Below are 25,261 nucleotides of genomic sequence, written 5' to 3'. Positions count from 1 at the left end.
AATAAAGCGCATTCAGGTAAAGCCAAAGGGCAGCGCTTGATTGGCATTTCTACTGTATTGCCTGATCCTTGTAGCATAACGACGCTACGTAGGCTCTACTTTATAAAATTACCAGTCAAGCTGTGGCAAAAACAAATTTCAAAGGTAAGCAGACCCTTGGTTACTTTATCGATGAGATTAAGTAGCGCAAGATTGCATCAGGTTCTGGATCTCGGCTTGTGTCTGGTAGATATTTAGGGCGAGTGAACACGCCTTGTTCTACCAACGCATCCAGCGCATCTAAATGGGCGATACCTGTTTTACCTAAGTATAAGTTGTTTAAACTACGCTGATGAGCAAGGTGAACTATATCTTTGAAACCTTTTAAGTAAAGATGATCTTTCGTAAAGCCACCACCACGGAAAATACGGGTGGTAAGAGCAAATGCTTCATTGACGTTAAGCACACCTGAATCAGCCAAAAATTCATATACTTGATAGAACTTATCGCCTTTGAGTAACATATTTACTGCAATTACCCGTAATGCTAATACCTTTAATCGCGTTAAGTTGATTTGCCCGGATTGATACTCGCGATAAATGGCAAGGCCTTCTTGCGTATAGGTATTACCTGGTAAACCCAAGTGCAAAACTTTGAGTTGCTGAGCATCGGCATTTAACGTTGTGAGTAAATGAACGCCAATTTCATGTTCAATTAAGGCATTGATGTCAAGCTCAGATAGCATTGCACTGCTATTAACAAGTAAAAGCCGCTTACTGTTATCAACCATCGCCTTGGCAACGAGTTTACTCGAAATAGCCACTTTGCAAGGCAGACCCATGGTCTCAATAGCTTGATTAAACCGCACAAGTGCTTGCTCTGCGGTGATGTCTTTTTTCGGCAGTGCTTCGGTTTCTCGGGCATGCAATAAGAAGTTTGCATTATTAATATCGTTATGGTCTGGTTCACCATAATATCGCAGTGAGTTATACAAAAAGGCTTCACGGCCGATTTGAGTGATCAGTTCGATTTTAGTGGCGTAACTGTCGATAACTTTGCGGTATAAGTCTTTGACTATTGGGTCTTGAATTTTGCTAACTGGCAGTCGATATAATTGCTCTTTAAACTCATATGGGTCTATTTTCAGTGGTCGATATTTAAATGCCGGTTGATAATGACGCTTAGAGAAAAAGCGACGCTTCTCTTGCGCAATGTTACTCGGGTTTACGTAATGCAGTGTTTCGAGGTTTTTAGCAATTCGATACAGTGCTGAGTCAACATTGATAAGCGCAGGGTCGAGCTGCGACGTTGATTTGGTTTTTCTAAGCGGTTTATAACAGTGATTTTTGGCAAATGTTTTTGCGGTTTTACTCAGCGCAACGTGTATATTGCGCTGTAATTTTGCAAATACAACAGGGAATAACTCTCCGCTGTTCTCGTCCATAAAGACTTTTTTTACTTCCAGCGGCACTACTAAAGTGTTGTCAAAGTAACTAGTAATATACTGCGCTTGATAACCATGCCCTTGAAATACCGTATTCTCACCACAGTCTACTTGTTGACCTGCGAGCTTTTTCAGTCCGAGCTGTTTTTTCAGCTCATCTAATACCGAGCGAAAACGTAGTGTGTCTAGTTGTGCAGTCCCAAGGTTAAAAGTCGGTGCATATGAATAGCTGCGAATTTGATAGTTATAACTATGTACATCAAAGACTAAACAAGCACCAAACTTACGCTCCAGTGTGGTTACTAGGGCACTGAGTACTCGGTAATAGGCTGCATGTTTGGATAAACTGATGTCTACTTCAGCATTTGGGAGGGAGGTTGTCCACACTTGCTTACCCCATGCCTCTTTGTATATTGCCAGTTCTGGGGTGCGGTTTAAGTCGTACTCATAACGTGAATCACGGGCAATCAGCGTGATAGGTAACGACTCAATCATACCATCGGTAAAAGGGTCTTCCTCTTGTAAACGATCAGCATCGCTAATGGCGAACAAGCCTTTTAGGCTAGCACGGGTACGATGGCCTGCGTGTACAGCGGTAGCAATATAGGGTACGTATTCTCTCACTTCGAGATGAAATGCGCCTTCAGCAAATTGTCCACTGATGGGTTTGCCCGTCTCTAAGGCTGCAATAATGGCTTGTTCAGATAGCATGGGCATCTTCTATTACTTGGCGGAATTGGTTTTTGCGGTGTGTTACGAGTTCTTTAGCATGCACCACACTTTCTACGAAATCGATGACTTGCACTTGTAGCTTACAGCGGTTTAAGCGGTTAATACGGGTGATCCCACCTGGAGAAAGTACATTTACTTCGATAAGCTTGCCGCCTATTACGTCAATACCAACAAAGTACAAACCATCACGCACAAGCTTAGGACCTATATGCTTACATAAAGACTTTTCTTGGTTGGTGAGTTTGTGCTTCACCACTTTGCCGCCAGCATGTACGTTGGCACGTACTTCGTTCGCTGCGGGGACTCGCTTCATGGCGCCAATCGGCTCGCCGTTGAGCATTAAGATACGTACGTCACCCTCATCAGCACCTTCGACATAGTCTTGTAGAATGACGTAGTTGCTGCCCTTACCAGATTCATCACCTCCGATATAAAACTCAAGGAGAGAGCTAAAGCTTTGTTTTGCTCGTTTTTCAACAACGATAACGCCGCGACCACCAAAGCCATCAAGCGGCTTTAAGATCATTTTCTCTTGCTCTGACTCAGAGAATATRCGCTCTAAATACTCTTTATTTTTAGATACGTGAGTGTTGGGGATAAACTCCCTTGCGATGCCTTGGAATGAAGCGGTATAAAGCTTGTTATTGGCAATACGCAGGCCATCAATGTCATTAACTATAAAGGTATCATCTCGAACAGAGTCTAAGAAGTTCATCGCTAAGGTATCAAGCGGTGGGTTTGCACGCATAAATATAGCGTCAAAGCCTGCGAGAGGAAGCTGTACTTTTTTAAAGCAGGCTTTATTGTAAAAACTGACAAAATTATCCGGTACTTTTTGTCCGGCGACGAAGACATCGCAAAAAGCACTGGCAACACTTTCGCGAATAGTAAGGTTGTTAACCGTGGTTATAGCGACCACATGTCCGCGCGATACGGCTTCGTGGATAAGTCTTAGCGTACTGTCGTTTTCAGCTTCGACTCGCTCCCAAGGGTACATAATAAAGCAAATTTTCACGGGCTATTTTTGACTCAAGCAAATAAATTGGCAATATAGCGGTAAAATAGCCCCAACGCTCACGGATTATTTTYATCGACAAGATAAACAGTATCAATCATCTATAGGCGGTATGAGGCAGAGCGTGCTGGTGATGCTCTGCCGGCTTGGTCTTATACTTTAAAGCGTGCAACGATGTCACTGAGTTCATGACTGGCACGGGTTAATTGCTCACTGGTTTTATTCAACGAATGAGTGGTATCAAGAGAGTGATGAGTTGAGTCTGAAAGTTGAGCAATCCGCTCATTGACTTCTTGTGCGGCAAGGCTTTGTTCATCAGTGGCTTTGGCAATATGCGTATTCATATCAGAAATATCATCAATCAGTTTTTCAATTTCTGTTAAGGCGGTATCGGCTAATTGCACTTGCTCTACGGTTTGCTCTGAGATCTGCTGACTAACTTTTACTGCTGCGACGGCTTGCTGTGCTTCTTTTTGCAGACGTTCAATCATGTTGTGGATCTCATCCGTGCTTTGCCCTGTACGGCTTGCCAGCGTGCGCACTTCATCAGCGACAACAGCAAATCCGCGCCCTTGTTCGCCTGCTCGCGCGGCTTCTATGGCTGCATTTAATGCAAGTAAATTGGTTTGCTCAGCAATGCCTCGGATCACATCCAGTACAGAGCCAATATGCTGACTTTCTTGATCTAAGCTAGAGGTTGTTACACTAACGGATTGGATCTGCTCTGATAGCTTTTTAATGGCGGCAATGGTTTGGGAAATTGTATGCTTACCTTTTTGACTATAATTGCGGGCATCCGTTGCTGAGTGCTCAGCTGTGTCTGCATTGTTGCTAATTTCTCGCACTTGCATGGTCATTTGCTCAGCAGCGGTAGCAACTTGTCGGCTGTTGTCATTTTGTGACTCAATGAACGCTAAGTTTTCTTCACCTGCTGACTTTACTTGGTTGGCAAGTGTTTCTACTTCTTTTGCATTGTGCGCTACTGTGGCAATGGAGTGGCGCATTTTTTCGGTATAAAGGTTAAAATATTTTGCCAAAGCGGTTATTTCATCCTTACCACTTTCATTTAATGTTCGGGTAAGGTCTCCTTCTCCTTGAGCGATACCTTTCATCATGTCCTTTGCTTGATTGATAGGGTCAATAATACTTTTGCTAATTATGGCGCTGAAAGGGAATAATAAAATGATGAGGAGCGCTAACTCAATTAACAGGAGATTACGAATATTTGCAAACTCTGCATCTATGGTATCAAGGTATACGCCGGAGCCTACGATCCACCCCCATGGTGTAAATGCCTTAACATACGAGATCTTTTCTACCGGAGCTTGTTTGCCTGGTTTTGGCCATAAATAAGGCACAAATCCTGAACCACTGGCTTTTGCAACATTCACCATTTCAACAAAAAGACGCTTACCATTAGGGTCTTTAGATTGGCTTAAGTCTTTGCCATTAAGCTCGGGTTTAAACGGGTGCATCACCATTTTGGGTTGGTAATCATTAATCCAAAAATAGTTGTCTTCCTCATAGCGCAATGCTGCAACGGCATCCAGTGCATTTAGTTTAGCCTGCGTTTCGGTTATCGCACCTGAAGCGTACTGTTGATGAAAGTAAGCAACTAAACTGTACGCGTTTTCTACGAGACTTTGGGTTTTGTTATATTGTTGTTTTTCCAACGCTTCATACTGCTGGGTTAAACTGACAACACTTTGCAAAATAACACCGATGATAACCACAATGATTAATAATGCGAGCCGCTGAAAAATGGTGAGATGTCTTAAAAACTGCTTGGACATAATGTGATCCTTATGTCGTTCTTATTGTCGAAAGAATCTAGGCGCGAATACGTACTTAAGTCACAAAACGTGCGTGGGGCTTACAGCTCAGGTGCTCCAAGAGCGCAAGTCTGATGCTCGCTATGTTAAAAGTGACTTACTTCAAAACAGTTAAATTGCTTAGCCTAGATACCCCAAAGGCTTGTAACTAGATAAAAGATAAATGTAGAAATAGCCTAAAAAGTTGGCTAGTCATTCCTTGTCTAGGCTTTGGTTGCACAGGCAATAAGCAAGATAATTGGCGTAAATCGCGCTTGCATAATAATTGTAGTTTTTCTTAGTCCATAAGAATAAACAATTAGACTAAAGGAGTAGAGACAAATTACTTTGAGAGTGTCAGCACGCCCAGCCAGTGAGGCTGGGCGTGATTAAGTGTTTACTTAGGGTCAACGTCAAAGTGACGGTTGAAGAAGTCAGTAATGGTTTGGTGTAAGTGGGTTTGTACTTTTTTGCCCCGTAAACTGTGTTTAGAACCCGGGTAAGTCATCATTTCAAATGGCTTAACTTCGTCCTGCAACTGCTTAAATAACTTAGTTGCATGGGTAAACAGTACGTTATCGTCGGCCATACCGTGATAGATCATCAGCGGGCCTTTTAGGCCATCGGCATAAGGGAAGACAGCACTTTGTTCATAGCCCTTGGCATTTGTATCTGGATGACCCAGGTAACGCTCAGTGTAATGGGTGTCATACAGTGCCCAATCAGTTACTGGCGCACCAGAAACACCGGCTTTAAAGTAGTCGCCTGCTTTAAACATTGTCATCAGCGCCATATAACCACCATAGCTGTGGCCATAAATACCGATACGCTCAGGGTCTACGTAGTCCAGTGTACGTAAGAATTCAACGCCTTTAATTTGGTCGGCTACTTCTACTTCTCCTAAGTGTTTGTAGATAGGGTCTTCAAACTTTTTACCTCGGTTGTAGGAGCCGCGGTTATCAAGCTGGAAAATTACATAACCCTGCTGTGCTAGATATTGGAAGTACAAGTTTTTACTACGCCAGCTGTTGGTCACGCGCTGCGCGTGAGGGCCACCGTAAACGTTTACAATCACCGGGTATTTCTTACCACTTTCAAGCTTTGCTGGCTTAAATAAACGGTAATACATGGTTTGACCATCTTCAGCTTTCAGTGTGCCGTACTCTGGCGTGGCTAGATTGCTCAAGTAGGGTGTAAGCGGGTGCTGGTTGTCTAAAGCATTTTCTTCAAGCCAAGTGACAAATTCGCCGTTTACTTTGCGCAGTGCAACAGCTGGTGGACGATTGACTGAAGACGCTTTATCAATAAAAGTACGGTTATCTTTTGCAAGTACTACTTTATGGAAGCTACCTTTTTCGGTAATACGTTTTGCATCGCCTTCTTTGAAAAGTGGTACGCTGTATAGGTGGCTCTCAAGCGGCGTGTCTTTGCGACCTGAGAAGTATACGATACCCTTTTTCTCATCAACGCCTTGAAGGCTTTCAACAATCCAGTCGCCTTTAGTGATTTGGCGTACAAGTTGGCCATTGGTTCTGTATAGGTAAAGGTGTTTAAAACCATCGCGCTCAGAAGCCCACACAAAGTGTTTTTTGTCCTTTAAGAACTCAAGGTCAAAATGCAGGTTAATCCAAGTATCACTGGTTTCGGTTAGGGCAACTTGCTGTTTTTTGCTTTTGGTATCGTAAAAGCGCAGTTCTAGTTTTTGCTGCGAGCGATTTTGCCACTGATATGACAATGTTTTGTTATCTTTTAACCAATTTGCGCGGGCGATGTAAATGTCTTTATCGTCGCCTAAATCTATCCAATCTACTTTTTGGTTATTGATTTTTACAACACCCAGTTCAATTTCAACATTTGCAGTACCCGTATATGGATAACGTTGATTGAATAGCTTAACTTCTTCGGCGTAGATTTCGTTGCGGATAGCTTCTTGCACTGGGCTTTCATCTATGCGAGTAAAAGCTACTTGTTGCTCATCACCCGACCACCAGTAGCCCGTCATACGGCTCATTTCTTCTTGAGCAACGAACTCAGCCATGCCGTTTTTAATTACGCCACCGCCATCTTTGGTTAATTGAATTTCTTTGCCTGATTTAAGATCGATGGCATAAAGGTTTTGCTCACGAATAAAAGAAACAAAGTTACCTTTTGGTGAGAAGCGAGCATCGGTTTCGAATGCCTCAGTTTCTGTTAGCTTTTTACTCTTACCTGAAGCAATTTCATAATAGTACAAGTCACCATTAAGTGGAAAAAGCAGCGCTTTGCCATCTTTTGACCATTTGTATTCTAAAATACCGCGTCCAAAAATACGTTGGCGCTCACGACGTGCTTTCTCTTCATCAGAGAGGTTTTCTGGGCCAGAAAACAGCGCAGCTGAGTCTACCAATAGACGGTTAGTATTGTCTTTTAGATTATATTCCCAAAGGTCGTAGCGGTTGTAATCTTCTTTTTTACCTTGAAGATACGTAACACGAGAGCCGTCAGGAGAAAATTGTAGCTTTACAGGCGCTTTACCTGAAAGAGACGGGTCGTCAAAAAGTCGCTCAAGAGTTAGCTGCTCTGCGTTAGCGGCAACAGATGCAAGTGCTAACGGAAGGGCTATTGTGTAGTGTTTAATGCGAGAATGCACGGTAGCCACCTTGTTGTATTTTTAAAGTCTTTGCGGATGGTAATGAAGCTGCTTTGCAATATCAACAAATTCGGATAGAGTGCCGAGTAAATCGGATTTAAATAGGTGCACGATGATGTTTGAATTAGCGAAAGAATTACAGCGAGACTGTATTCTAATAGCAGAATGGCCGCTTTGTACTGTATTGTTGATGAATGACTCCCAATACCCTTGGTTTATCTTAGTGCCAAGAGTAGCAGAGGCAAAAGAAATTATTGACTTACCTGAGCCACAGCAAATCCAGTTTTGGCAAGAATCAGCCAAGCTAAGTCGTTTGCTACAAGATACCTTTACGCCAGATAAATTGAATGTAGCAGCCCTTGGTAATATGGTGCCGCAATTACATGTGCACCACATCGCACGATTTAAAACTGATATTGCTTGGCCGAAACCTGTTTGGGGGCTGTTTTCTGCAAAGCCTTATGAAGATAAAGAAATTGCAAAAATAAAAGCAAATTTTGTGTAGATATTTACTCCGTGATAGCTACCCCGTAGCGTTAATGAATCATGGAGGCGAGGTTACCACTTGCGGTGGTGTACGTTACGAATACCGAAAGAATTAATTCAATAGGTACTCAATATTGCGCAGGTCACTCAAGCCTGCCTATCAATTAGTTGGGTTTCACGAGTTTTTAAAAATGCTACCGCTTTTTCTTGGTACTCTCGAAGGAAGGGTTCGGAAGTGATTTTGGCTACTGTTTGTTGTTTTTGCTGGGCGATGCCATGTGAACCATGAAATGCGCGATAATTTTCTTGCTCCATCTTGGCGGTTCTCTCTACACTTTCGGCAAAAAAATCGCTGATCTTTATCTTATCATCAGCGCGGTAATCAAGCTCTGAAAAGTTAGCATTATCCAGTGCTCCTTTAACACCCATCACATCATCCCAAAAAGTGTCACGCAAGCTACCTGAATATCCGCTAGCGTGAGCCATATCCGATTCTAAAGTTCGAATAGCATCGACAATGTCAGTAAATTTGTTAATCGACATGTTATCAAAGTCGAAGTCATCGGGATTTAGCAGCGCACTGTGTGGTGAGCTGTTACGCGTATCACCAATATACACCGGATTCGTCGGGCTGTTGTTGTAAGTCATCTCTCTTGGGGTTGTCTGCTTCAGGTGGTGTTTTCACTGGTGTGGCCGCAGACTTCACTGGTGTGAAAATCAGTGAGTCATAGTGGGTACGAAAATTCATTGTCATAAAAACTCCTTTTTGTTTCAACACAATGTTTAATATGTATCGGCCCTGTTTTTGATTTACCTTAGGTGATTTCGCGACTTTTATTCAACCAGTTGTCTGATGCGGTAAGTCATGCCATAGGCTTTCAGCTTGTCGCTTCAGTCACTATGGCATGGTGTTCTAGCTCGTACTAGAGTCCAAGCACTTGTTTACCTTGCTTAAAGGTAACATCAACAGGAATGCTCGCTTCAGAGAGCTTATCTAGGTCTTTTTGTAGTTCCGCTTTGATATCGCCGTGCGTTGCGATTAGTTGATCGACTTTTTGATAGTCACCATCACCTTGTAGCGTTAGGATAAGGTTAGACAGTTTCTCCATCGCTGCGCCCATCTTCTCCATATTCACTTGATATAAGCCGTCCGTGTTTTTAGAGAATGCGCCTTCTTGCTTAAAGAAGTTAAATCGGATCATATTCGCCTTACCGTGTGCACTAGATGCACCAAAGCGTACTGAGCGGAAGATCCCCGCCATAAAGGTGATGTAATAATCCTCAAGCGTACCTTCGGTGATCTCGCCTTTTTTAAGTAGTTGCTCAACCATGTATAGGCCTAGGATATCGGCTTTACCTTCTTCAAGCGCACTGGCGTGTTCTTGTAGTGACTGACGAACAGTACCTTTACCCGTAATAGTATTTTTAATGCCTAGGCCATGTGCCACCTCATGAAACATGGTATTAGCAAAGAAAGCATCAAAGGTGATGTGCTTACGTTGCTCAGGGACGATAAGTTGATCTGCGATTGGCACTAAAATCTTGTCGAATTTTGCACGCATTGCGTTTTTAAGTTGTAGGCGGCGGGTACCTTTTTGTAGTTGTACTTCCTCGTCATTTGGCAGGTTAATCGCAATGGTTTTACTACCTGCGTTTGAATGACCGGCATAATAAATGACGTCATATGCGTTTAGGTCGGCATCAGAGCCTGGCACTTCTTGCTTGTACTTATCCTCAACAGGTAAGCCAGTTTGAAGCTCAGGTAAGAAAGCGGCAAACTTAGCGAGGCGTTCACTCCACGCCAAGTCTTTAACCAGAACGTAAGATTCAAAAGCAGTGCGGTAGCCAAATAGTTGATCTTCATAGGTTTCGATCGGGCCGATTACCACATCAATTGGATTATTTTTCATGTCCATCCACGCAAAATCAGATGCTTGATAGCTGTTGTTCACCAAGGCATCTGCACGTAGGTTTAAGTAATGTGCAAACTCTTTGTCTTGTGCCAGTTTACTTGCTTGGCGTAATAGCGCCGCAGCTTGGTCTAGCTCGGCTTTGTAGGCTGAAGAATAGGGGATACTGTATAGCTTTCCACTTTCATCGCGTCGAATAAGAGAATAAAGTCCTGTTTTGTCTTTTACTTCAGCATTGTTTAGCTCATCCTTAGTGATGTCGCTTGGGTAAAACTCCGCGCCAAGTGCTTTATCTTCAAAACCAGAAAGAAAAACTTGGTCGCCGTTCAAACGATCCCAAGGCCCATAGTTGATGTCGGCGAACTGGCGCACTTTTTCATCTGAGATTTTGCCTAGGAAGGTTGTTTTGTCTTCGCCAAATGCTTGCTGCCAAAATAAATTATCCATAATAACGGAAGCGTCGATAAGTAAAGCCAGCATTTTTTTCTGGTTATCACTTAGGTGACCTAGGTCTGTTTCTAGCGTTACTGGGGTATAAATATTTAGTCGGTCTTGAGACGCATTCACAAGCTTGTAGCCTGATTGTTTGTTATCAGCTTGGGCTTGCTCAGTTTGTGCACTAGGTTTTTCAGAAGAGGTTGATGGCTCAGAGCAGCCAGTGAGGGTGAGACCTGTTGCAAGCGCGATTGCAACTGAAATCGTAGAGTGTTTCATAATGCTCCCTTGTTGTCTGTGTTCTTGGGTCTGTTGACCTTTGCTGTTTGACTTTTGTTTTCCTGAGTATGTTTTGATCGCGACGCTCGGCTTTCAGCCCAGTGAGCTAGGCAAAAGTAGAGCAACAATGAGCAAGTCGCACTTAGGTGAACCCTTAGAGCAGCGTTTGGTTGGCATTTCTACAAAGTCTTTATCGTCTGACTGACATAGAGTAACTATGCTACGCAGACTCTGCCTTGTATAAATACCAATCAAACTACTCCAAAAACAAACTTAAAAGATAAACAGATCCTGATTATGTTGAGATTACCCTACACGATTTTGTATTGCTGTGCCTAGTTAACCTAAATTGATATGTGGTATTCAAGTCGCAGTTAATGTGAAGGGTTACCATTTACGCCCAGATGTGGGCTTTTTCCAATATTTTTATGTTAAAGCTAGCCGCAAAGTACGGTATACCTTGAATTCTAACTTGCTAATTATTGGGGGTATATAAATAAAATATTATTTTCCTAGATTTTCTTAACTTTATCCGAAAGTTAGACAATACTTATGTCATAGATACTAAAAATCAGCAGTGTGACCACCAGCAAGCGCAGTGCCTACTTTTATTATAAACTTACGTTTGCAGTCGGGTCTTTTATTCAGTTATTAAGGGATTTGGTTTCATGTCTACAGAAAATGCTTTGCTCACGATTCTAACTGATAGGATCAATAACGATACCTTGGTATTGCCGACATTACCTGAAATCGCAGTGCGTGTAAGGCAAGCGGCAGACGACCCTGAAATTAACCTGATGCAGATGTCAGACGTTATTTCTCATGACCCAGCCCTCGCTGCGCGTATGATTAAAGTTGCTAACAGCGCTTTTATGGGGCGTTCGGTTAAGGTCAATACCTTAAACCAAGCGGTAACGCGAATTGGTCTAAGACAAATCAAGAATATTGCAACTGCGATGGCCATGGAGCAGCTATTTGTCTCTAATAATAAGCTCATAAAAACATACATGGACAAAGCTTGGCAGAAGACGTTAAAAGTCGCTTGTCAAGCGATAACAACGATGGATTTTTATCTTCGCGTCAATAAGCACACCTCGCTCAACAGAGATACAATCACGTTAGCTTCTTTGGTGTTTAATATCGGTGTTTTGCCTATTTTGACAGAGGCCGAGCGTCACCCCGAAGTGTTTGCCAATCCAAGCTTTTTGGCCCATGCCATCCAGAAATTAGGCGGCAAAATTGGGGGAGCGATAATGCGTGAGTGGGAATTTACCGACGAGTTCGTTGAAGTCGCAGAAAGCTGGGCAAATCCAAATTACCGACCAGAACATGTCTGTTATGTCGACTTTATTCGTGTGGGTGCAATCGTAGAAGGTATTTTACAGGTGTCTGATAAGTCTGCAGCATTAAAACAATATGAAGAAAAAGGAATAATTAAGGAAGTGAGTATGTTTGCCGATGACACTTATTTAAGTGTGCTCGAAGACGTCAAAACAATGTTTGCTTAGCTCCTTTTGCTTCTCGTGAATACAAAGGCCTCTATCGAGGTCTTTGGCGTTTAGGGCAAAACATCGGCTCGGGGCTTGCTAAATATTTTGCTTATCCGAGCACCTGTAACAGAAATCGTCAAGCCACATAAAATAAAACCACCCCCAATAGCTTCCATTAGCATCAACTGCTCATTAAGTAATAAGGCTGAACCAATAATGCCGACAATAGGGATTAATAAGGCAAAAGGCGTTACTGCTGCAGCCTTGTGATTTTTAAGTAGCCAACCCCATATTGCGAATGCAATCAGTGTTGAGATATAACCCACATAGGCAATGGATAACCAAGACTGTGTTGTGGTGTTCAGTAGTAAGGTCAATGGAGAGTCTGTTTCAATAAAATAAGACAATGTAAAAAGTGGCAATGGCGGCACTAGACTTACCCAAACAATAAAATGGAGTAAATTAACGTTTTGCAGGCGCTTCATGATGAGGTTTGAAAACGACCAAAATAATGCCGCGAACAGAATGAGCACCGCGCCCAATATTGTCGTTGACCCAGACGAGTTGATAAAAAACAAACTAAACCCAAACGTTGCGATGCTGATCCCCACCACTTGAAAGCGATTCATGGTTTCCTTTAACAACAAAACACTTAGCAAAATCGTGAAAATGACTTGGGCTTGAAGCAGCAAAGAAGCAATGCCAGCTGACGCATTTGATTCCATCGCAATAAACAGCAAGCTAAACTTAAGCACACCTAAAAATAGCCCAACACTGAGTACGTTCCATATCGACGTTTTAGGAAAAGGAATAAAGAATACTGCAGGGATCGCGACTACCAAAAAACGCAAGCCTGAGAATAAAATAGGAGGCAGCTCTGCTAGGCCAAATTTAATGACCGAAAAGTTAAGCCCCCAAATTATCACTACTATTAAAGCCAATGAAATGCTTTTTACATTCACGCGCGTCAAACTCCGTTTAATTGTACTTATTACTGCTTCGGGTATCGGACTACTGATGTAAATTGTCTTCAAGGCCTGAAATTCAGGTTAGCAAAGCGTTACTGCCAAAGCCGAGCTCCTATCATGCCATTGAAGAGTAAATAAAGCGCTACAAATGCGTTGGTTAGTGCAAATAAGGTGGCCAGCCAGTAACAAAACGCTTGCACTTGAGTGCGTGCCGTCCGTTCGCTATTGGCGCAAAGTAACCTTGTGAAGATAGAGTATTGAACTGGATAAAGAAAAATTGATAGCCATATCCGCTATCAATTTTTCGTATCCAAAGCTCAACAAGCTCTAGATGAAGGCTCTAAAATTAAGACTCTAGGCCTTCGTCGTCACCAAGACCTTTGGTTAGGTCTTCTAACAACTCTTTGATTTCTTCTGATACCAAAATAAAGTCAGCATCCAGTTTAACGGCTAGATCTTCTTTTGGAATATCCGCATTTTGGTCTTTAAGTGCCTCTGCATAGCTTAAACGTTTTAATGTACCGTCGTTTTGTAAGACGAATTTCACACGCTCACGCCAATCTAATGCGAGTTTAGTTACACGTTTACCGTTTTCTAAATGCGTTTTGATTTCATCTGATGAAAGGTCATGTTGTTTTAACTTGACTTGAGCGCCGTTGTCGTCAGGCTCTTGCAACTCAGCATCGGTGCCTATTGCAAAGCCTTCGGGCGCGGTAAATTCGGTTAGCCAGTGTGTTAGCTGTAAGTCTAAATCATAGTTCGCAAACGCTGGTACAACAGGGAGTGTGCCTAGAGACTTACGTAGCAGAGCAAGTAGCTCTTCTGCTTTGTTGAAGCTGGCGCTATTTACAATGACCCAACCTGATTTTTGGTCGATAAAAGCAAACTGTAAGCTAGATTTTTTGAACGCTTGAGGTAATAACGTAGCAAGAATATTTTCTTTGATGTCGTCTTTTTCTTTTTTCTTTACTGGACGATTTTCTTGCTGTTCTATTTGCTCAATTTTTTCTGCAACCATTTCATTGACAACGGCTGCTGGTAGCACTTTTTCTTCACGCTTGGCACAGACTAAAATGCTGTCTTGTGAAAAATGCGAAAGCATCTGGCCATGTTTACCAAAAGCTTTTGTCCAGCCAAAAGTTGTCATATCTTGGCTGCCACATGGGCGGAAAATATCCTGCTCTAGCGCTTTTTCAAAGTCCTCTTGTGTGTAGTTGACATCTTGTTTGAATTTATAGCAGATTAAGTTACTGAACCACATAGAATTAAGCTCATTTGGAATTAAATTGCGCTCATCATAGCAAAAAGGCGTAAGCTTGTATTCCAGAAGATATTGGCTAATCAATTCATATAATACTAATTTGACTTAATACTTGCTCAATTTGAAGGAGTAAATCTGACGCTAACAGCGTTAAAAATTTCTTATTTAGAACAACTAAATAAGAAGTTTTTGCCTTGCCTACATGGATGTGGGTACCGTGACGATAGCAGGATGCGGTAGCGGGGTTATCTACAAAATTCTCTCGCCTCAAAATAGACCACTTACATTAAGGTAATTGGTATAAGTCGAAATAATTTACCTTAAAATCTTGTTTTTACGTTGGTTTGTTTGGTATTTGTACAAGGGGATAGTGTACTTTTCTACGAGGCTCTAAAAAAACAAAACTGGTGGCAGCCGTTCAACTGTTGTATCTGCTTGGTAAGGGCCAAAAACCAATGGCTAGTGGAACATAGCCATTGGTTTTTGAAGATCTTTGGGAAAGCTAATATAGTAAGTCAAGCCTCTTCCTTCTTCGCTTGTTACTTCAATATCGCCATTCAAGGTTTGTTTCACCAAGTTTAAGGTAATATGCGTGCCCAATCCGCTACCGCCTTGATCACGTTTGGTAGTGAAAAATGGGTCAAACAGGCGCTCAAGTTGTGCTTTTGTCACGCCCTTACCATCATCTTGATAAACAATATTAACAGCACCATTATCTTCGGTGATTTTTATATCGATATTACCTTTATCTTGATTCTCAAAGCCATGGATCAGCGAATTCATAATAAGGTTAGTAAAAATTTGGCTAATTGCGCCAGCTGGTAAGTTAAGCGTCATGTCCTCTGGACATTCTATATTGACCTGGTGATGTGTTTTTTTCAGTTTTGGGTGCAAAGAACGAATAACCTCACCAAGGTATTGCTTCATATTAATTGTTCTTATCGCTTCACTGGCTTGGTCAACGGCAATTTGTTTAAAGCTTGCAACGAGCTCAGATGCCCTATCTAAATTGGTGGTAAGCAGGCTAGCGCTCTGTTTTGCTTCGCTAATAAATTCCTCTAATGCTTTAGGAGAAAGGGTCTTGGCATTATAAGCAGACTCTAGCTGATCCAATCGCTCTTGTAGAAACGAGGTGGCAGTAACGCCTATTCCCACTGGGGTGTTGATGTCGTGAGTAATACCCGCGACAAGTCCACCAAGCGCGGCCATTTTTTCCGAACCCACTAAGCGCTCTTGCGCCATGTTTAGCTCATCAACATATTTTTCGAGCTCTTTTTGTTTCGTTAACAGCTCTTCTTCTGTTTGCTTTCTAAGATCAATTTCTTCGGTCAGTGTTAGCTTTTGTTTTTCTAACTCGTATTTTTGTTGTTGTAAATCCATCATCGCTTGGCTGAGATTAGAAGTTTTACGCGCGACCTCTTGTTCAAGCTGGATGTTGTGTTGATCTAGCTTTTCATTACTAATGATGAGCTCTTTTTGTGTTTGGTCTAATTTTTTACGGTATTCAGAAATTTTATCGATCAACTTGTTAAACGCTTCTTCCATTATCTTTAATTCGTTACGCTCCTTCGTTCCAATGTCTATTCTATGGCCATCAACATTGTCTATTTCGAACTCTTCTATCTGTTCGGTAAGTTCACTCAGCGGCTCAGTCAGCAGCTTTCGAAATGCAATTAAGAACAAAATAATCAAAAAGGTGGTTTTAATCATGGCGTTACCGATTAAGAAGTAAATCGATATCATGATCCTACTAAGCACGACTTCTCGGCTTGAAAATAACGTCACATCTCCAACCTGAGTAGCGCGACCTGAAAACTCGAATATCAGCGGAAAGGTGTAACCGAATAGACCTGATGGTGTGTCCTCAATTATTGCTTCTTCTTGAACAAGCTGTTGACTGTAAAGCTCGTGAATATCCAGCGAACGTCCAAGCTGAGAAATAATTTCACCACTGTCATCACGTACAATGATCCCTTCAATCATCGGAATTGCTAGCAAGCCTTCAGCTGTGGTGACTGTCTGTTTGGTGTTGAGTTCCCAAATAGCGCGAGTCAGGCTCCTACTGAATGTTTTTTGTAACATCGTCAGCTCATTACGAATATAGTCTTTTGTGTTGACGTATTCAGCAATCACTTGACCGCATGTGACGACAAAGGTTAGAAGGAAGTAAACCGACAACACATTAGTGAGCAATTTTTTTGAGAGGCTTTTTTGCAGCATGAATTAAGCTGAGCTCCTACGGTTAGTTCATCGCCTTTGTATAATCTGCCTTTAAAGTTAGCCAATAAATGGTTAAAAATAAATAAATATCTTAATTAAATATGTTTTTTAGCGCCTTACTAAGCAAAGTTTAATGTGTTATAAGTTAGTGTTATCCAATGACCGTTTTATTAAGTACAAGACTGGCCACTTTATGAGTTATTCCGTCTTAGTTTGCGATGATTCGGCTGTAGCCCGAAAGCAAGTAATAAAACACTTGCAGAGCAATTTAGATATCGTGTTGCACCAAGCAAAGGATGGCCAACAAGCAATGGAGATACTGCAAGCACAACAAATCGATTTGTTGTGTCTTGATCTGACCATGCCAATATTAGACGGCATTGGTGTGCTTGAAGCAATAAAAACCAATAAAATTGAATGTTATGTAGTGGTAATTTCAGCCGATATTCAGGCGCAAATGAAAGAAAGAGTTGCAAGTTTGGGCGCGCTGGGGTTTCTAGAAAAGCCAGCCAAAGCTGAACAGCTTTTGGAACTATTGCATAAATTTGGGATAAGATAACTTATCTATGCAGATTACAAATGTCACTATTAGAAATTTGCATAATCTATTTTGCTATTTCGTATTGACAGTATGACTACACTTCAGGCAATCTAATTTTATGAAAACGAATATCATCACTACGACCATTATTACAACCACCATCCTAACTGGATAGTGGCATAGGTCAGTGCGAGTTTAAAAAAGGCCTGTGTTCACTAAGAACACAGGCCTTTTTTGTTTTTGGAATGAGGAAAAATGATGCGAGTACTAAAGTTTGGAGGGTCTTCCCTCAAAGATTTTGCCTGTTTACAAAGAGTAAGACAGCTCATTAAAGATCATGGGCAACAACAAGCACTCGTCGTGCTTTCCGCCCCTGGTGGCATGACAGATCAATTAGTTGAGCTTGCTGAATTAGCAGGGCAAGGAGTTGAATTTGACACTCAATGGCAGTCATTTGCATCTCGTAGCCAAGGCTTACACGATGAAGTACAAGCTGTGTACGGTAGTGTTTCGGGTTGGCCTGACTTTGAATTACTGAAGAATAAACTAGATGGTGCAAAGCTACTGGGGCACTGCCCAAGTCAAGCCAGAGCTTATGTCATTAGCTTTGGTGAGCGGATAAGTGTCGCGCTAATGGATACCATGCTGCAATCCGATGCGGTTTCGTTAAGTGCTGAAGCGTGCGTAAAAACACAAGGCGGATACCTTGATGCGGAAGTTGACCTTAGGTTGAGTAAATTATGTTTTGCAGAGATGGTTCGTGCCAACGCATCGCGTTTTTATATTATGGCGGGTTTCACAGGCAGTAATGAAGCGGGTGAGCTGACAACGCTTGGTCGTAATGGTTCTGACTATTCTGCGGCAGTTGCAGCAGCTTGTCTTGAAGCCGAAATCTGCCAAATCTGGACTGATGTTGATGGTGTTTATAGTGCCGATCCTCGTCTTATTAAAAAGGCAACTAAAGTTGATGTGCTGTCTTATAAAGAAGCTATGGAATTGTCTTATTTTGGCGCTAAAGTGCTGCACCCAAAAACCATTTTACCTTGCGCCAAAGCGGATGTGCCGTGCGAAATTAAAAATACTCATGACCCAGAAGTGCCCGGCTCACTGATTTGTGCACAAGGTGGTGGCGAGGCTCCAGTAAAAGCGCTTTCGAGTCTAGACAAACTGGCTATGTTAACTGTGGCAGGGCCTGGAATGAAAGGCAAGGTAGGCATGGCTGCCCGGGTTTTTTCTGCACTGGCAGCAGACAATGTCTCTATCGTACTGATTACACAATCTTCTTGTGAATTTAGTATTAGTTTTTGTGTCCATGAGCAAGACCTAAGTCTCGCGCTGGCTGCGCTGGAACAGGCATTTGAGCTTGAAACCCAAGCTGGGTTAATCGACCCAATTGAAGTGCAGCGTAATCTTGCTATCGTTACTTTGGTTGGCGACAACATGAGAGCGCACAAAGGTCTTGCTGCCAAATTCTTTGCTTCGCTCGCTCAAGCCCAGGTGAATATTGTCGCCATCGCGCAGGACTCAACAGAAAGTTCAATTTCGGCGGTGGTTGATGGTGAGCTGTGCCAAGATGCAGTAAAGGTGTGTCACGAAAACTTCTTCACGCACGTACCTTCCATTGATGTTTTCTTGATTGGCTGTGGTTTAGTGGGTCAAGAATTAATGAAGCAATTTCATAAACAGCAAGCATGGCTCGAAAAGCGTAATATTCGCTTGAATCTCTATGGTATTGCCAACTCGAGTAAATGTTATTTAGACTCTGAAGGTGTGCCATTTGATAACTGGGAACTGGCACTTGAAAAAGCTGAGTCGGGTTTTGATTTACAACACGTTAGCCAGTTTGTTAAGCAAAACCATTTAATAAACCCTGTGATTGTCGATTGTAGTGCTGCCCAATTTGTCGCAGACAACTATTTAAACTTTCTAAATGCTGGGTTTCATGTCGTTGCGGCTAACAAAAAAGCAAATACAGGCAGTTATGAGTATTATCAGTCGCTGCAACAAGCTGCACAAGCTAAGCGCCGTCACTTTTTATATGAAACTAACGTTGGAGCAGGTCTACCTGTACTAGACAACCTTAAATTGCTGTTTGGCGCAGGAGATGAACTGCTGTCATTCAGTGGTATTTTGTCTGGCTCGCTGTCATATATTTTCGGCGTATTATCAGATGGTTTATCGCTATCGGAAGCAACAGAGAAAGCCAAACAAAATGGCTTTACAGAGCCTGATCCACGCGATGATTTATCTGGAACGGATGTCGCGCGTAAGCTGCTCATCATTGCCCGCGAATCGGGATTGCCATTGGAACTGGACGATATTGAAGTTGAGTCAGTGTTGCCTGAAGGGTTTGCAGAGGGTACCTGTGTTGATGAATTTATGGCGCAATTACCTCAATTAGATGACGCTTTTTCAGCCCGTATAGCAGCGGCAAAAGCACAAGGCCAAGTGCTACGCTATGTTGGTTCAATTGTTGATGGCAAATGCCGCGTTGGTATTGAAGCCGTAGATAAGGAGCACGCTTTGTATGATATTCGTGATGGTGAAAACGCACTCGCAATCTTAAGCCAGTACTATCAGCCAAAACCTTTTGTGATCAGAGGGTATGGCGCCGGTGCGGAAGTGACCTCTGCTGGCGTGTTTACAGATATTCTAAAAACGCTGTCGAGGTAGGGGTAATGATGAAAACATTTTATGCACCTGCATCTATGGGAAATTTTTGTGTTGGCTTTGACGCACTAGGCGCCGCACTTGAACCCATTGATGGCAGTTTACTGGGTGATCAGGTCAGCGTTGAAGCTGCAGAGCATGATACGTTCAATTGTATTGGCCCATATGCTGAAAAGCTCTCAGCCGATCCCAAAGACAATTTGGCGTTTCAGTGTTTACTGCACTTCAAGCAGCATGTAGCACCAAACATGCCAGCGGTTGCCATGACTTTATATAAAGGTCTTCCTGTTGGTTCTGGGTTAGGTTCAAGCGCATGCTCTGTAGTTGCTGCTTTTGCTGCGCTTAATGATTTTGCCGATACGCAATTAAGCCAAGAGGCGCTTATTGAACTGATGGCCGACTTTGAAGCTAAGGTCAGTGGCGGTCGTCACTACGACAACATCACGCCATGCTACCTTGGTGGACTGCAACTGACTGCGGACTGCATTCCGAGCAAAGCAATCAGTGTTGCGTATGATGAAAATTGGTTTTATGTCATTGCTTATCCAGGTTTTGCACTAAACACAGCAAAAGCAAGACAAGCACTACCGCAGCAGTTTTCATTGCATGATACGGTGGAATTTGCCCAGCGACTATCTGGTTTTTGTTTACTGATGCAGTCAGGGCAATTTGATAACGCACTGTCGATGATGAAAGACAGTATTGCCGAGGAAGCGAGAGCGCCACTCATTGCCGGGTTTAGCGAAGCGAAAAAGGCGCTACCAGCCCTAGGAGCCGAGCTGGTGAGTATTTCCGGAGCAGGACCTACATTATTTGCAATTTGTAAGTCTGAGCAACAGGCAAATGCCGTACAGCAATGGTTGCAGCAACACTATATTAATGATGCAGGGTTTAGCCATATTTGCCGACTAGATACGCAAGGTACAAGAGAATTAAAGGATCAGAAATAATGAAGTTAGTAAATTTAAAGGACGAGCAGCAGGTCGTCTCATTCGTCGAAGCGGTCAAAATTGGCCTAGGTCGCAATCAGGGTGTTTTCTTTCCACCATCTTTTGAGCGTATTGCGGATATTGACGCATTACTTGCACTACCTTTTGCTGAGCGCAGTGCCAGAGTACTTCACCACCTTATCGGAGATGAATTACCACAAGACACACTAGATGCCATGGTAAAGCGCGCATTTAACTTTCCAGCTAAGCTTGTGGAGGTTGCTGACAACCAGCATTGCTTAGAGTTATTTCATGGTCCAACGTTAGCGTTTAAAGACTTTGGCGGTCGCTTTATGGCTGAATGTATCAGCATGTTTAATCAAGGTGAACGTGTAACTATCCTCACAGCGACAAGTGGTGATACAGGTGCTGCCGTTGCCCATGCCTTTTACGAAAAAGAAAACGTTGATGTAGTGATCCTGTATCCCCATGGCAAAATTTCACTTGCTCAGCAAAAGCTGTTTACAACACTTGGGAAAAACATTCATTGCTATGCTGTAGATGGTAGCTTTGATGACTGCCAAGCGATGGTGAAGTCTGCATTTCTTGATGACGAGGTGAAGCAAAAACTTGGTCTTAATTCGGCAAACTCAATCAACATCAGCCGTTTAGTGGCGCAAGTGTGTTATTACTTTGAAGCACTAGCACAATTACCTAAGTCGCAGCGTGATAAAGTGCATGTTTCAGTGCCAAGTGGTAACTTTGGTAATGTTTGCGCAGCGATGATAGCGGCAGCAATAGGATTACCGATCGCCAAGCTAAGTGCGACGACAAACCAGAATGATACTGTGCCTCGTTATGTTACATCAGGTGAGTGGCAACCAAACGACACGTTGGAGTCACTCTCTAATGCGATGGACGTGAGCAAACCTAATAACTGGCCTCGAGTTGAAATCATGTTGGAAAGAGGTGATTTTAACAAACATGACTTTTATTCACGTTCAGTGTTGGAAGTGCGCACTCAAACAGTCATGCAAGAATTACATGACAAAGGCTATTTGGCTGAACCGCATACAGCGATAGCTTACGAGGGATTGGCGCTGGACTCTCAAGCGGATGAAACCGGGATTTTCCTTGCAACTGCACATCCAGCAAAATTCAAAGAGTCTGTAGAAGATGTTTTAAATCATAAGCTTGATATGCCAAAGCCGTTGGCTGATGCGCTGAAAAAACCGTGTTTAGCTGAATCACTTAGTGCCGATTATAACGCCTTGAAGGCGGCGATATTGGCAAAGTTGAACTAGATCAGAACGGGGACCTAAGTGGGTAAATAGCTCACTTAGGTATGTTCAATTTCGTAACTATATTAGCTTTTCAAATGCAACTTAGGTTGTCTCATTTAAAATATTAATGTTTAAATAAAAAAATATCATCGCGATAGGGGTGTGAAATAAATTCAATCCCTGATTAAATATACCCATGCTGATTTCATAGACATACTGGCCACTTACCGGCGCTAGTTTGTCTTTAAAAATACCCTTACGTTTACCTAGGAGAAACCATGTTAGAACGTAACATGAATATTGCAGATTTTGACCCAGAATTGTCTGCAGCGATTGAAGCAGAAACTTCACGTCAAGAAGAGCACATCGAGCTTATCGCTTCTGAGAACTATTGTAGCCCACGCGTACTTGAAGCCCAGGGTTCTCAGCTAACAAACAAGTATGCTGAAGGTTACCCAGGTAAGCGTTACTATGGTGGTTGTGAGCACGTTGACGTGGTTGAGCAACTTGCCATTGACCGTGCCAACGAACTATTTGGTTCGACTTACGCAAACGTTCAGCCTCATGCTGGCTCACAAGCAAATGCGGCTGTGTTCCAAGCGCTACTTCAGCCACATGATACAGTGCTAGGTATGAGTCTTGCTCATGGTGGCCACTTAACACACGGTTCTCATGTAAACTTCTCTGGTAAAACGTACAATGCTATTCAGTACGGTCTAAACGAAGAAACTGGCGAAATTGATTACGCTCAGGTTGAAGCATTAGCACTTGAGCACAAACCAAAAATGATCATCGGCGGTTTCTCTGCGTATTCAGGTATCGTTGACTGGGCTAAGTTCCGCGAAATCGCTGACAAAGTAGGCGCTTACCTACTTGTTGATATGGCGCATGTTGCAGGTCTCGTTGCTGCTGGTATTTACCCAAGCCCAGTGCCTCATGCACACGTTGTAACAACAACAACGCACAAAACGCTAGCGGGCCCTCGTGGTGGTCTTATCATCTCTGCTTGTGATGATGAAGAAATCTACAAAAAACTAAACTCTGCCGTATTCCCTGGTGGCCAAGGTGGTCCTCTGTGCCACGTTATCGCTGCGAAAGCAGTTGCGTTCAAAGAAGCACTACAGCCAGAGTTCAAGTCTTACCAAGAGCAAGTGGTTAAAAATGCACAAGCGATGGTTGCGGTACTTCAGGAGCGTGGTTATAAAGTGGTTTCTGGCAAAACTGAAAACCACCTGTTCCTACTTGACCTGATTGACAAAGACATCACAGGTAAAGATGCAGATGCTGCGCTTGGCCGTGCAAACATCACAGTAAATAAGAACTCTGTACCAAACGACCCTCGTTCACCGTTTGTTACTTCAGGTCTTCGTATCGGTTCTCCTGCGATCACTCGTCGTGGCTTTAAAGAAGCTGAATCGAAAGAGCTTGCTGGCTGGATCTGTGACGTACTAGACAACATCAATGATGAGTCTGTACAAGCACAAGTGAAAGAAAAAGTAAAAGCAATTTGCGCTAAATTACCTGTTTACGCATAATTTCGCTCACAAAAAAGCAGTTTTTTGTTATGATTAAGGCCGCATTCAAGCGGCCTTTTTTGTTTTTAACTCAACGAGAGCGTCTATGCATTGTCCATTTTGTACAGCCAAAGATACCAAAGTGATAGATTCACGATTGGTTGCTTCCGGCCATCAAGTCCGTCGTCGCCGTGAGTGTATTTTATGCCACGAACGCTTTACTACTTTTGAAGGCGCGGAACTTCTGATGCCAAGAGTAATAAAACAAGATGGCACCAGAGAGCCGTTCAACGAAGACAAACTGCTTAATGGCATGCACCGAGCGCTGGAAAAGCGCCCTGTTAGTACAGAACAAATAGAAGAAGTAGTACATCAGATTAAATCTCAAATTCGTGGTACAGGCGAGCGTGAAGTTCCAAGTGACATGATTGGTGAATGTATTATGGAAGCCCTCAAAAAGCTTGATAAAGTGGCTTACGTGCGATTTGCCTCAGTGTATCGCTCGTTTGAGGATATTCGTGAGTTTGGTGAAGAGATTGCGAGGTTGGGGGATTGAGCCAGTTCAAATCACAAGATCATGAATATATGAGCCGAGCTATCACGCTCGCAAAGCGCGGTAAATACACCACAACCCCAAACCCCAACGTTGGTTGTGTGATCGTAAAAGACGGTGAAATCGTTGGTGAAGGCGCGCATTTAAAAGCAGGTGAAGGTCATGCTGAGGTGCATGCGCTTAAGCAAGCTGGAGCTGAGGCTGCTGGTGCCACAGCTTATGTAACACTCGAACCTTGTAGTCATTATGGTAGAACGCCGCCGTGTGCAAAAGGTCTGATTGACGCAGGCGTCAGCAGAGTGGTTGCAGCTATGGTTGACCCTAACCCGCAAGTTGCAGGGCGTGGATTGGCAATGCTAGAAGCCGCGGGTATTGAAACGGCCTTTGGTTTGCTAGAACCACAAGCTAGAGCGCTAAATAATGGCTTTTTGAAACGAATGGAACAGGGATTGCCGTTCGTAACCTGTAAGCTTGCAGCCTCTGTTGACGGCAAAACAGCATTAAATAATGGTCAAAGCAAGTGGATCACCTCTGACGCAGCACGCTTGGATGTGCAGCATCATCGCGCGCAAAGTTGTGTTGTCCTGAGCGGAGCCGATACTGTAATTGTCGATAACGCAAGGCTGAATGTGCGTGAGGCACTGTTAGAAGACTGCGATTACCCGCAATCAGAGTTACGTCAACCTGTACGCGCAATCATTGATTCTCAAAATCGACTGACTCCTGACCTTGCACTATTTAGCATTACATCTCCTGTGATTATTTTTCGCCGTACTATTGATAATTCAAAAGATTGGCCTTATTTCGTAGAACAAGTAGTCGTACCTGAAATTAATGGCAAACTCGACCTACGAGCGGTGCTTAGCACATTGGCTGAAAAACAACATAATTATGTGTGGTTAGAAGCCGGAGCAACCCTTGCCGGTGTGATGCACGAGCAGGGGCTGATTGATGAGTATATTGTCTATTTAGCACCAAAAATCATTGGCTCAGGGAGCGGGTTGTTTAATACCGTGCCGTTACAGTCTATGGCGCAAATACCTGAATTGGTATTTGACGATGTGAGGCCAGTGGGGCCTGACCTTAAAATTACTGCGACTAAAGAGAAGTAA

At 43.0% G+C, this 25,261-nt stretch carries 19 protein-coding genes; 9 read left to right on the top strand and 10 right to left on the bottom strand.

Going from position 1 to position 25,261, the window contains the following annotated elements; translation table 11 throughout:
• Positions 1-160: 160 nt before the first annotated feature.
• From EAG18_RS02960 to EAG18_RS02945, 4 genes are all read right to left on the bottom strand, one after another.
• The gene (locus EAG18_RS02960; protein ID WP_125250913.1) at positions 161-2,134 is read right to left on the bottom strand and encodes a flavohemoglobin expression-modulating QEGLA motif protein; all 1,974 of its coding nucleotides are present in this window, start codon (positions 2,132-2,134) and stop codon (positions 161-163) included.
• On the bottom strand, positions 2,124-3,170 hold the full coding sequence (gshB, locus tag EAG18_RS02955) for a glutathione synthase (protein ID WP_185745541.1): 1,047 nt from the start codon (positions 3,168-3,170) through the stop codon (positions 2,124-2,126). Before gshB ends, EAG18_RS02960 begins: the two co-directional genes overlap by 11 nt.
• Positions 3,171-3,322: 152 nt before the next feature.
• The gene (locus EAG18_RS02950) at positions 3,323-4,963 is read right to left on the bottom strand and encodes a methyl-accepting chemotaxis protein (RefSeq protein WP_125250912.1); all 1,641 of its coding nucleotides are present in this window, start codon (positions 4,961-4,963) and stop codon (positions 3,323-3,325) included.
• Between the two features lie 415 nt (positions 4,964-5,378).
• The gene (locus EAG18_RS02945) at positions 5,379-7,610 is read right to left on the bottom strand and encodes a S9 family peptidase (protein WP_125250911.1); all 2,232 of its coding nucleotides are present in this window, start codon (positions 7,608-7,610) and stop codon (positions 5,379-5,381) included.
• Positions 7,611-7,722: 112 nt separating this feature from the next.
• On the opposite strand from EAG18_RS02945, the gene EAG18_RS02940 reads away from it, so the two are divergent.
• On the top strand, positions 7,723-8,115 hold the full coding sequence (locus tag EAG18_RS02940) for an HIT domain-containing protein (protein WP_125250910.1): 393 nt from the start codon (positions 7,723-7,725) through the stop codon (positions 8,113-8,115).
• A 128-nt stretch (positions 8,116-8,243) separates the two neighbouring features.
• On the opposite strand, the gene EAG18_RS02935 is transcribed toward EAG18_RS02940, so the two are convergent.
• The 3 genes from EAG18_RS02935 to EAG18_RS02930 form a co-directional block, all read right to left on the bottom strand.
• Positions 8,244-8,744 (bottom strand): hypothetical protein, encoded by a 501-nt coding sequence (locus EAG18_RS02935; protein ID WP_275557216.1) that lies wholly within the window; start codon positions 8,742-8,744, stop codon positions 8,244-8,246.
• On the bottom strand, positions 8,701-8,850 hold the full coding sequence (locus EAG18_RS22300; protein WP_275557215.1) for a hypothetical protein: 150 nt from the start codon (positions 8,848-8,850) through the stop codon (positions 8,701-8,703). Before EAG18_RS22300 ends, EAG18_RS02935 begins: the two co-directional genes overlap by 44 nt.
• Positions 8,851-9,019: 169 nt before the next feature.
• Complete coding sequence (locus EAG18_RS02930) at positions 9,020-10,720, bottom strand: Zn-dependent hydrolase (RefSeq protein ID WP_125250980.1); 1,701 nt, start codon at positions 10,718-10,720, stop codon at positions 9,020-9,022.
• A gap of 668 nt (positions 10,721-11,388) precedes the next feature.
• Here EAG18_RS02930 and EAG18_RS02925 point away from each other — a divergent pair.
• Entirely contained in the window at positions 11,389-12,228 is an 840-nt protein-coding gene (locus EAG18_RS02925; protein ID WP_125250909.1) for an HDOD domain-containing protein, read from the top strand.
• 50 nt (positions 12,229-12,278) lie between these two features.
• On the opposite strand, the gene EAG18_RS02920 is transcribed toward EAG18_RS02925, so the two are convergent.
• The 3 genes from EAG18_RS02920 to EAG18_RS02905 form a co-directional block, all read right to left on the bottom strand.
• Positions 12,279-13,151, bottom strand: coding sequence for an EamA family transporter (locus tag EAG18_RS02920; RefSeq protein WP_254879456.1), 873 nt, complete (start codon positions 13,149-13,151; stop codon positions 12,279-12,281).
• Between the two features lie 373 nt (positions 13,152-13,524).
• Positions 13,525-14,439, bottom strand: coding sequence for a recombination-associated protein RdgC (gene rdgC, locus EAG18_RS02915; protein WP_125250907.1), 915 nt, complete (start codon positions 14,437-14,439; stop codon positions 13,525-13,527).
• A 459-nt stretch (positions 14,440-14,898) separates the two neighbouring features.
• On the bottom strand, positions 14,899-16,659 hold the full coding sequence (locus EAG18_RS02905) for a HAMP domain-containing sensor histidine kinase (RefSeq protein ID WP_125250905.1): 1,761 nt from the start codon (positions 16,657-16,659) through the stop codon (positions 14,899-14,901).
• Between the two features lie 193 nt (positions 16,660-16,852).
• Between EAG18_RS02905 and EAG18_RS02900 the strand changes: the two genes are divergently transcribed.
• The 7 genes from EAG18_RS02900 to ribD all read left to right on the top strand — a co-directional run bounded on the left by EAG18_RS02900 (position 16,853) and on the right by ribD (position 25,261).
• Positions 16,853-17,218 carry a response regulator gene (locus EAG18_RS02900; RefSeq protein ID WP_125250979.1) on the top strand — a complete coding sequence of 122 codons (366 nt, stop codon included), beginning with the start codon at positions 16,853-16,855 and terminating at the stop codon, positions 17,216-17,218.
• Positions 17,219-17,458: 240 nt separating this feature from the next.
• Positions 17,459-19,873 (top strand): bifunctional aspartate kinase/homoserine dehydrogenase I, encoded by a 2,415-nt coding sequence (gene thrA / locus EAG18_RS02895; RefSeq protein WP_125250978.1) that lies wholly within the window; start codon positions 17,459-17,461, stop codon positions 19,871-19,873.
• A gap of 8 nt (positions 19,874-19,881) precedes the next feature.
• Complete coding sequence (gene thrB, locus EAG18_RS02890; RefSeq protein WP_125250977.1) at positions 19,882-20,820, top strand: homoserine kinase; 939 nt, start codon at positions 19,882-19,884, stop codon at positions 20,818-20,820.
• Entirely contained in the window at positions 20,820-22,103 is a 1,284-nt protein-coding gene (thrC, locus tag EAG18_RS02885; protein WP_125250904.1) for a threonine synthase, read from the top strand. The genes thrB and thrC overlap by 1 nt, the downstream gene beginning before the upstream one ends.
• Positions 22,104-22,360: 257 nt before the next feature.
• On the top strand, positions 22,361-23,617 hold the full coding sequence (gene glyA / locus EAG18_RS02880) for a serine hydroxymethyltransferase (protein ID WP_125250903.1): 1,257 nt from the start codon (positions 22,361-22,363) through the stop codon (positions 23,615-23,617).
• A gap of 85 nt (positions 23,618-23,702) precedes the next feature.
• Entirely contained in the window at positions 23,703-24,152 is a 450-nt protein-coding gene (gene nrdR, locus EAG18_RS02875; protein WP_010372109.1) for a transcriptional regulator NrdR, read from the top strand.
• Positions 24,149-25,261 carry a bifunctional diaminohydroxyphosphoribosylaminopyrimidine deaminase/5-amino-6-(5-phosphoribosylamino)uracil reductase RibD gene (gene ribD, locus EAG18_RS02870; RefSeq protein ID WP_125250902.1) on the top strand — a complete coding sequence of 371 codons (1,113 nt, stop codon included), beginning with the start codon at positions 24,149-24,151 and terminating at the stop codon, positions 25,259-25,261. The genes nrdR and ribD overlap by 4 nt, the downstream gene beginning before the upstream one ends.

Source organism: Pseudoalteromonas sp. J010, from assembly GCF_003934235.1.
GTDB lineage: Bacteria > Pseudomonadota > Gammaproteobacteria > Enterobacterales > Alteromonadaceae > Pseudoalteromonas > Pseudoalteromonas peptidolytica.
The sequence above is the reverse complement of the archived record's forward strand: the minus strand, read 5'-3'. Positions and strand labels throughout refer to the sequence as shown.

What these genes read in the sequence shown, in the direction of transcription:
- EAG18_RS02960 (WP_125250913.1), bottom strand. Translation starts at nt 2,134, where the DNA reads ATGCTATCTGAACAAGCCATTATTGCAGCCTTAGAGACGGGCAAACCC.
- EAG18_RS02950 (WP_125250912.1), bottom strand. Translation starts at nt 4,963, where the DNA reads ATGTCCAAGCAGTTTTTAAGACATCTCACCATTTTTCAGCGGCTCGCA.
- EAG18_RS02940 (WP_125250910.1), top strand. Translation starts at nt 7,723, where the DNA reads ATGATGTTTGAATTAGCGAAAGAATTACAGCGAGACTGTATTCTAATA.
- EAG18_RS02935 (WP_275557216.1), bottom strand. Translation starts at nt 8,744, where the DNA reads ATGACTTACAACAACAGCCCGACGAATCCGGTGTATATTGGTGATACG.
- EAG18_RS22300 (WP_275557215.1), bottom strand. Translation starts at nt 8,850, where the DNA reads ATGACAATGAATTTTCGTACCCACTATGACTCACTGATTTTCACACCA.
- EAG18_RS02930 (WP_125250980.1), bottom strand. Translation starts at nt 10,720, where the DNA reads ATGAAACACTCTACGATTTCAGTTGCAATCGCGCTTGCAACAGGTCTC.
- EAG18_RS02925 (WP_125250909.1), top strand. Translation starts at nt 11,389, where the DNA reads ATGTCTACAGAAAATGCTTTGCTCACGATTCTAACTGATAGGATCAAT.
- rdgC (WP_125250907.1), bottom strand. Translation starts at nt 14,439, where the DNA reads ATGTGGTTCAGTAACTTAATCTGCTATAAATTCAAACAAGATGTCAAC.
- EAG18_RS02905 (WP_125250905.1), bottom strand. Translation starts at nt 16,659, where the DNA reads ATGCTGCAAAAAAGCCTCTCAAAAAAATTGCTCACTAATGTGTTGTCG.
- EAG18_RS02900 (WP_125250979.1), top strand. Translation starts at nt 16,853, where the DNA reads ATGAGTTATTCCGTCTTAGTTTGCGATGATTCGGCTGTAGCCCGAAAG.
- thrA (WP_125250978.1), top strand. Translation starts at nt 17,459, where the DNA reads ATGCGAGTACTAAAGTTTGGAGGGTCTTCCCTCAAAGATTTTGCCTGT.
- thrB (WP_125250977.1), top strand. Translation starts at nt 19,882, where the DNA reads ATGAAAACATTTTATGCACCTGCATCTATGGGAAATTTTTGTGTTGGC.
- thrC (WP_125250904.1), top strand. Translation starts at nt 20,820, where the DNA reads ATGAAGTTAGTAAATTTAAAGGACGAGCAGCAGGTCGTCTCATTCGTC.
- glyA (WP_125250903.1), top strand. Translation starts at nt 22,361, where the DNA reads ATGTTAGAACGTAACATGAATATTGCAGATTTTGACCCAGAATTGTCT.
- nrdR (WP_010372109.1), top strand. Translation starts at nt 23,703, where the DNA reads ATGCATTGTCCATTTTGTACAGCCAAAGATACCAAAGTGATAGATTCA.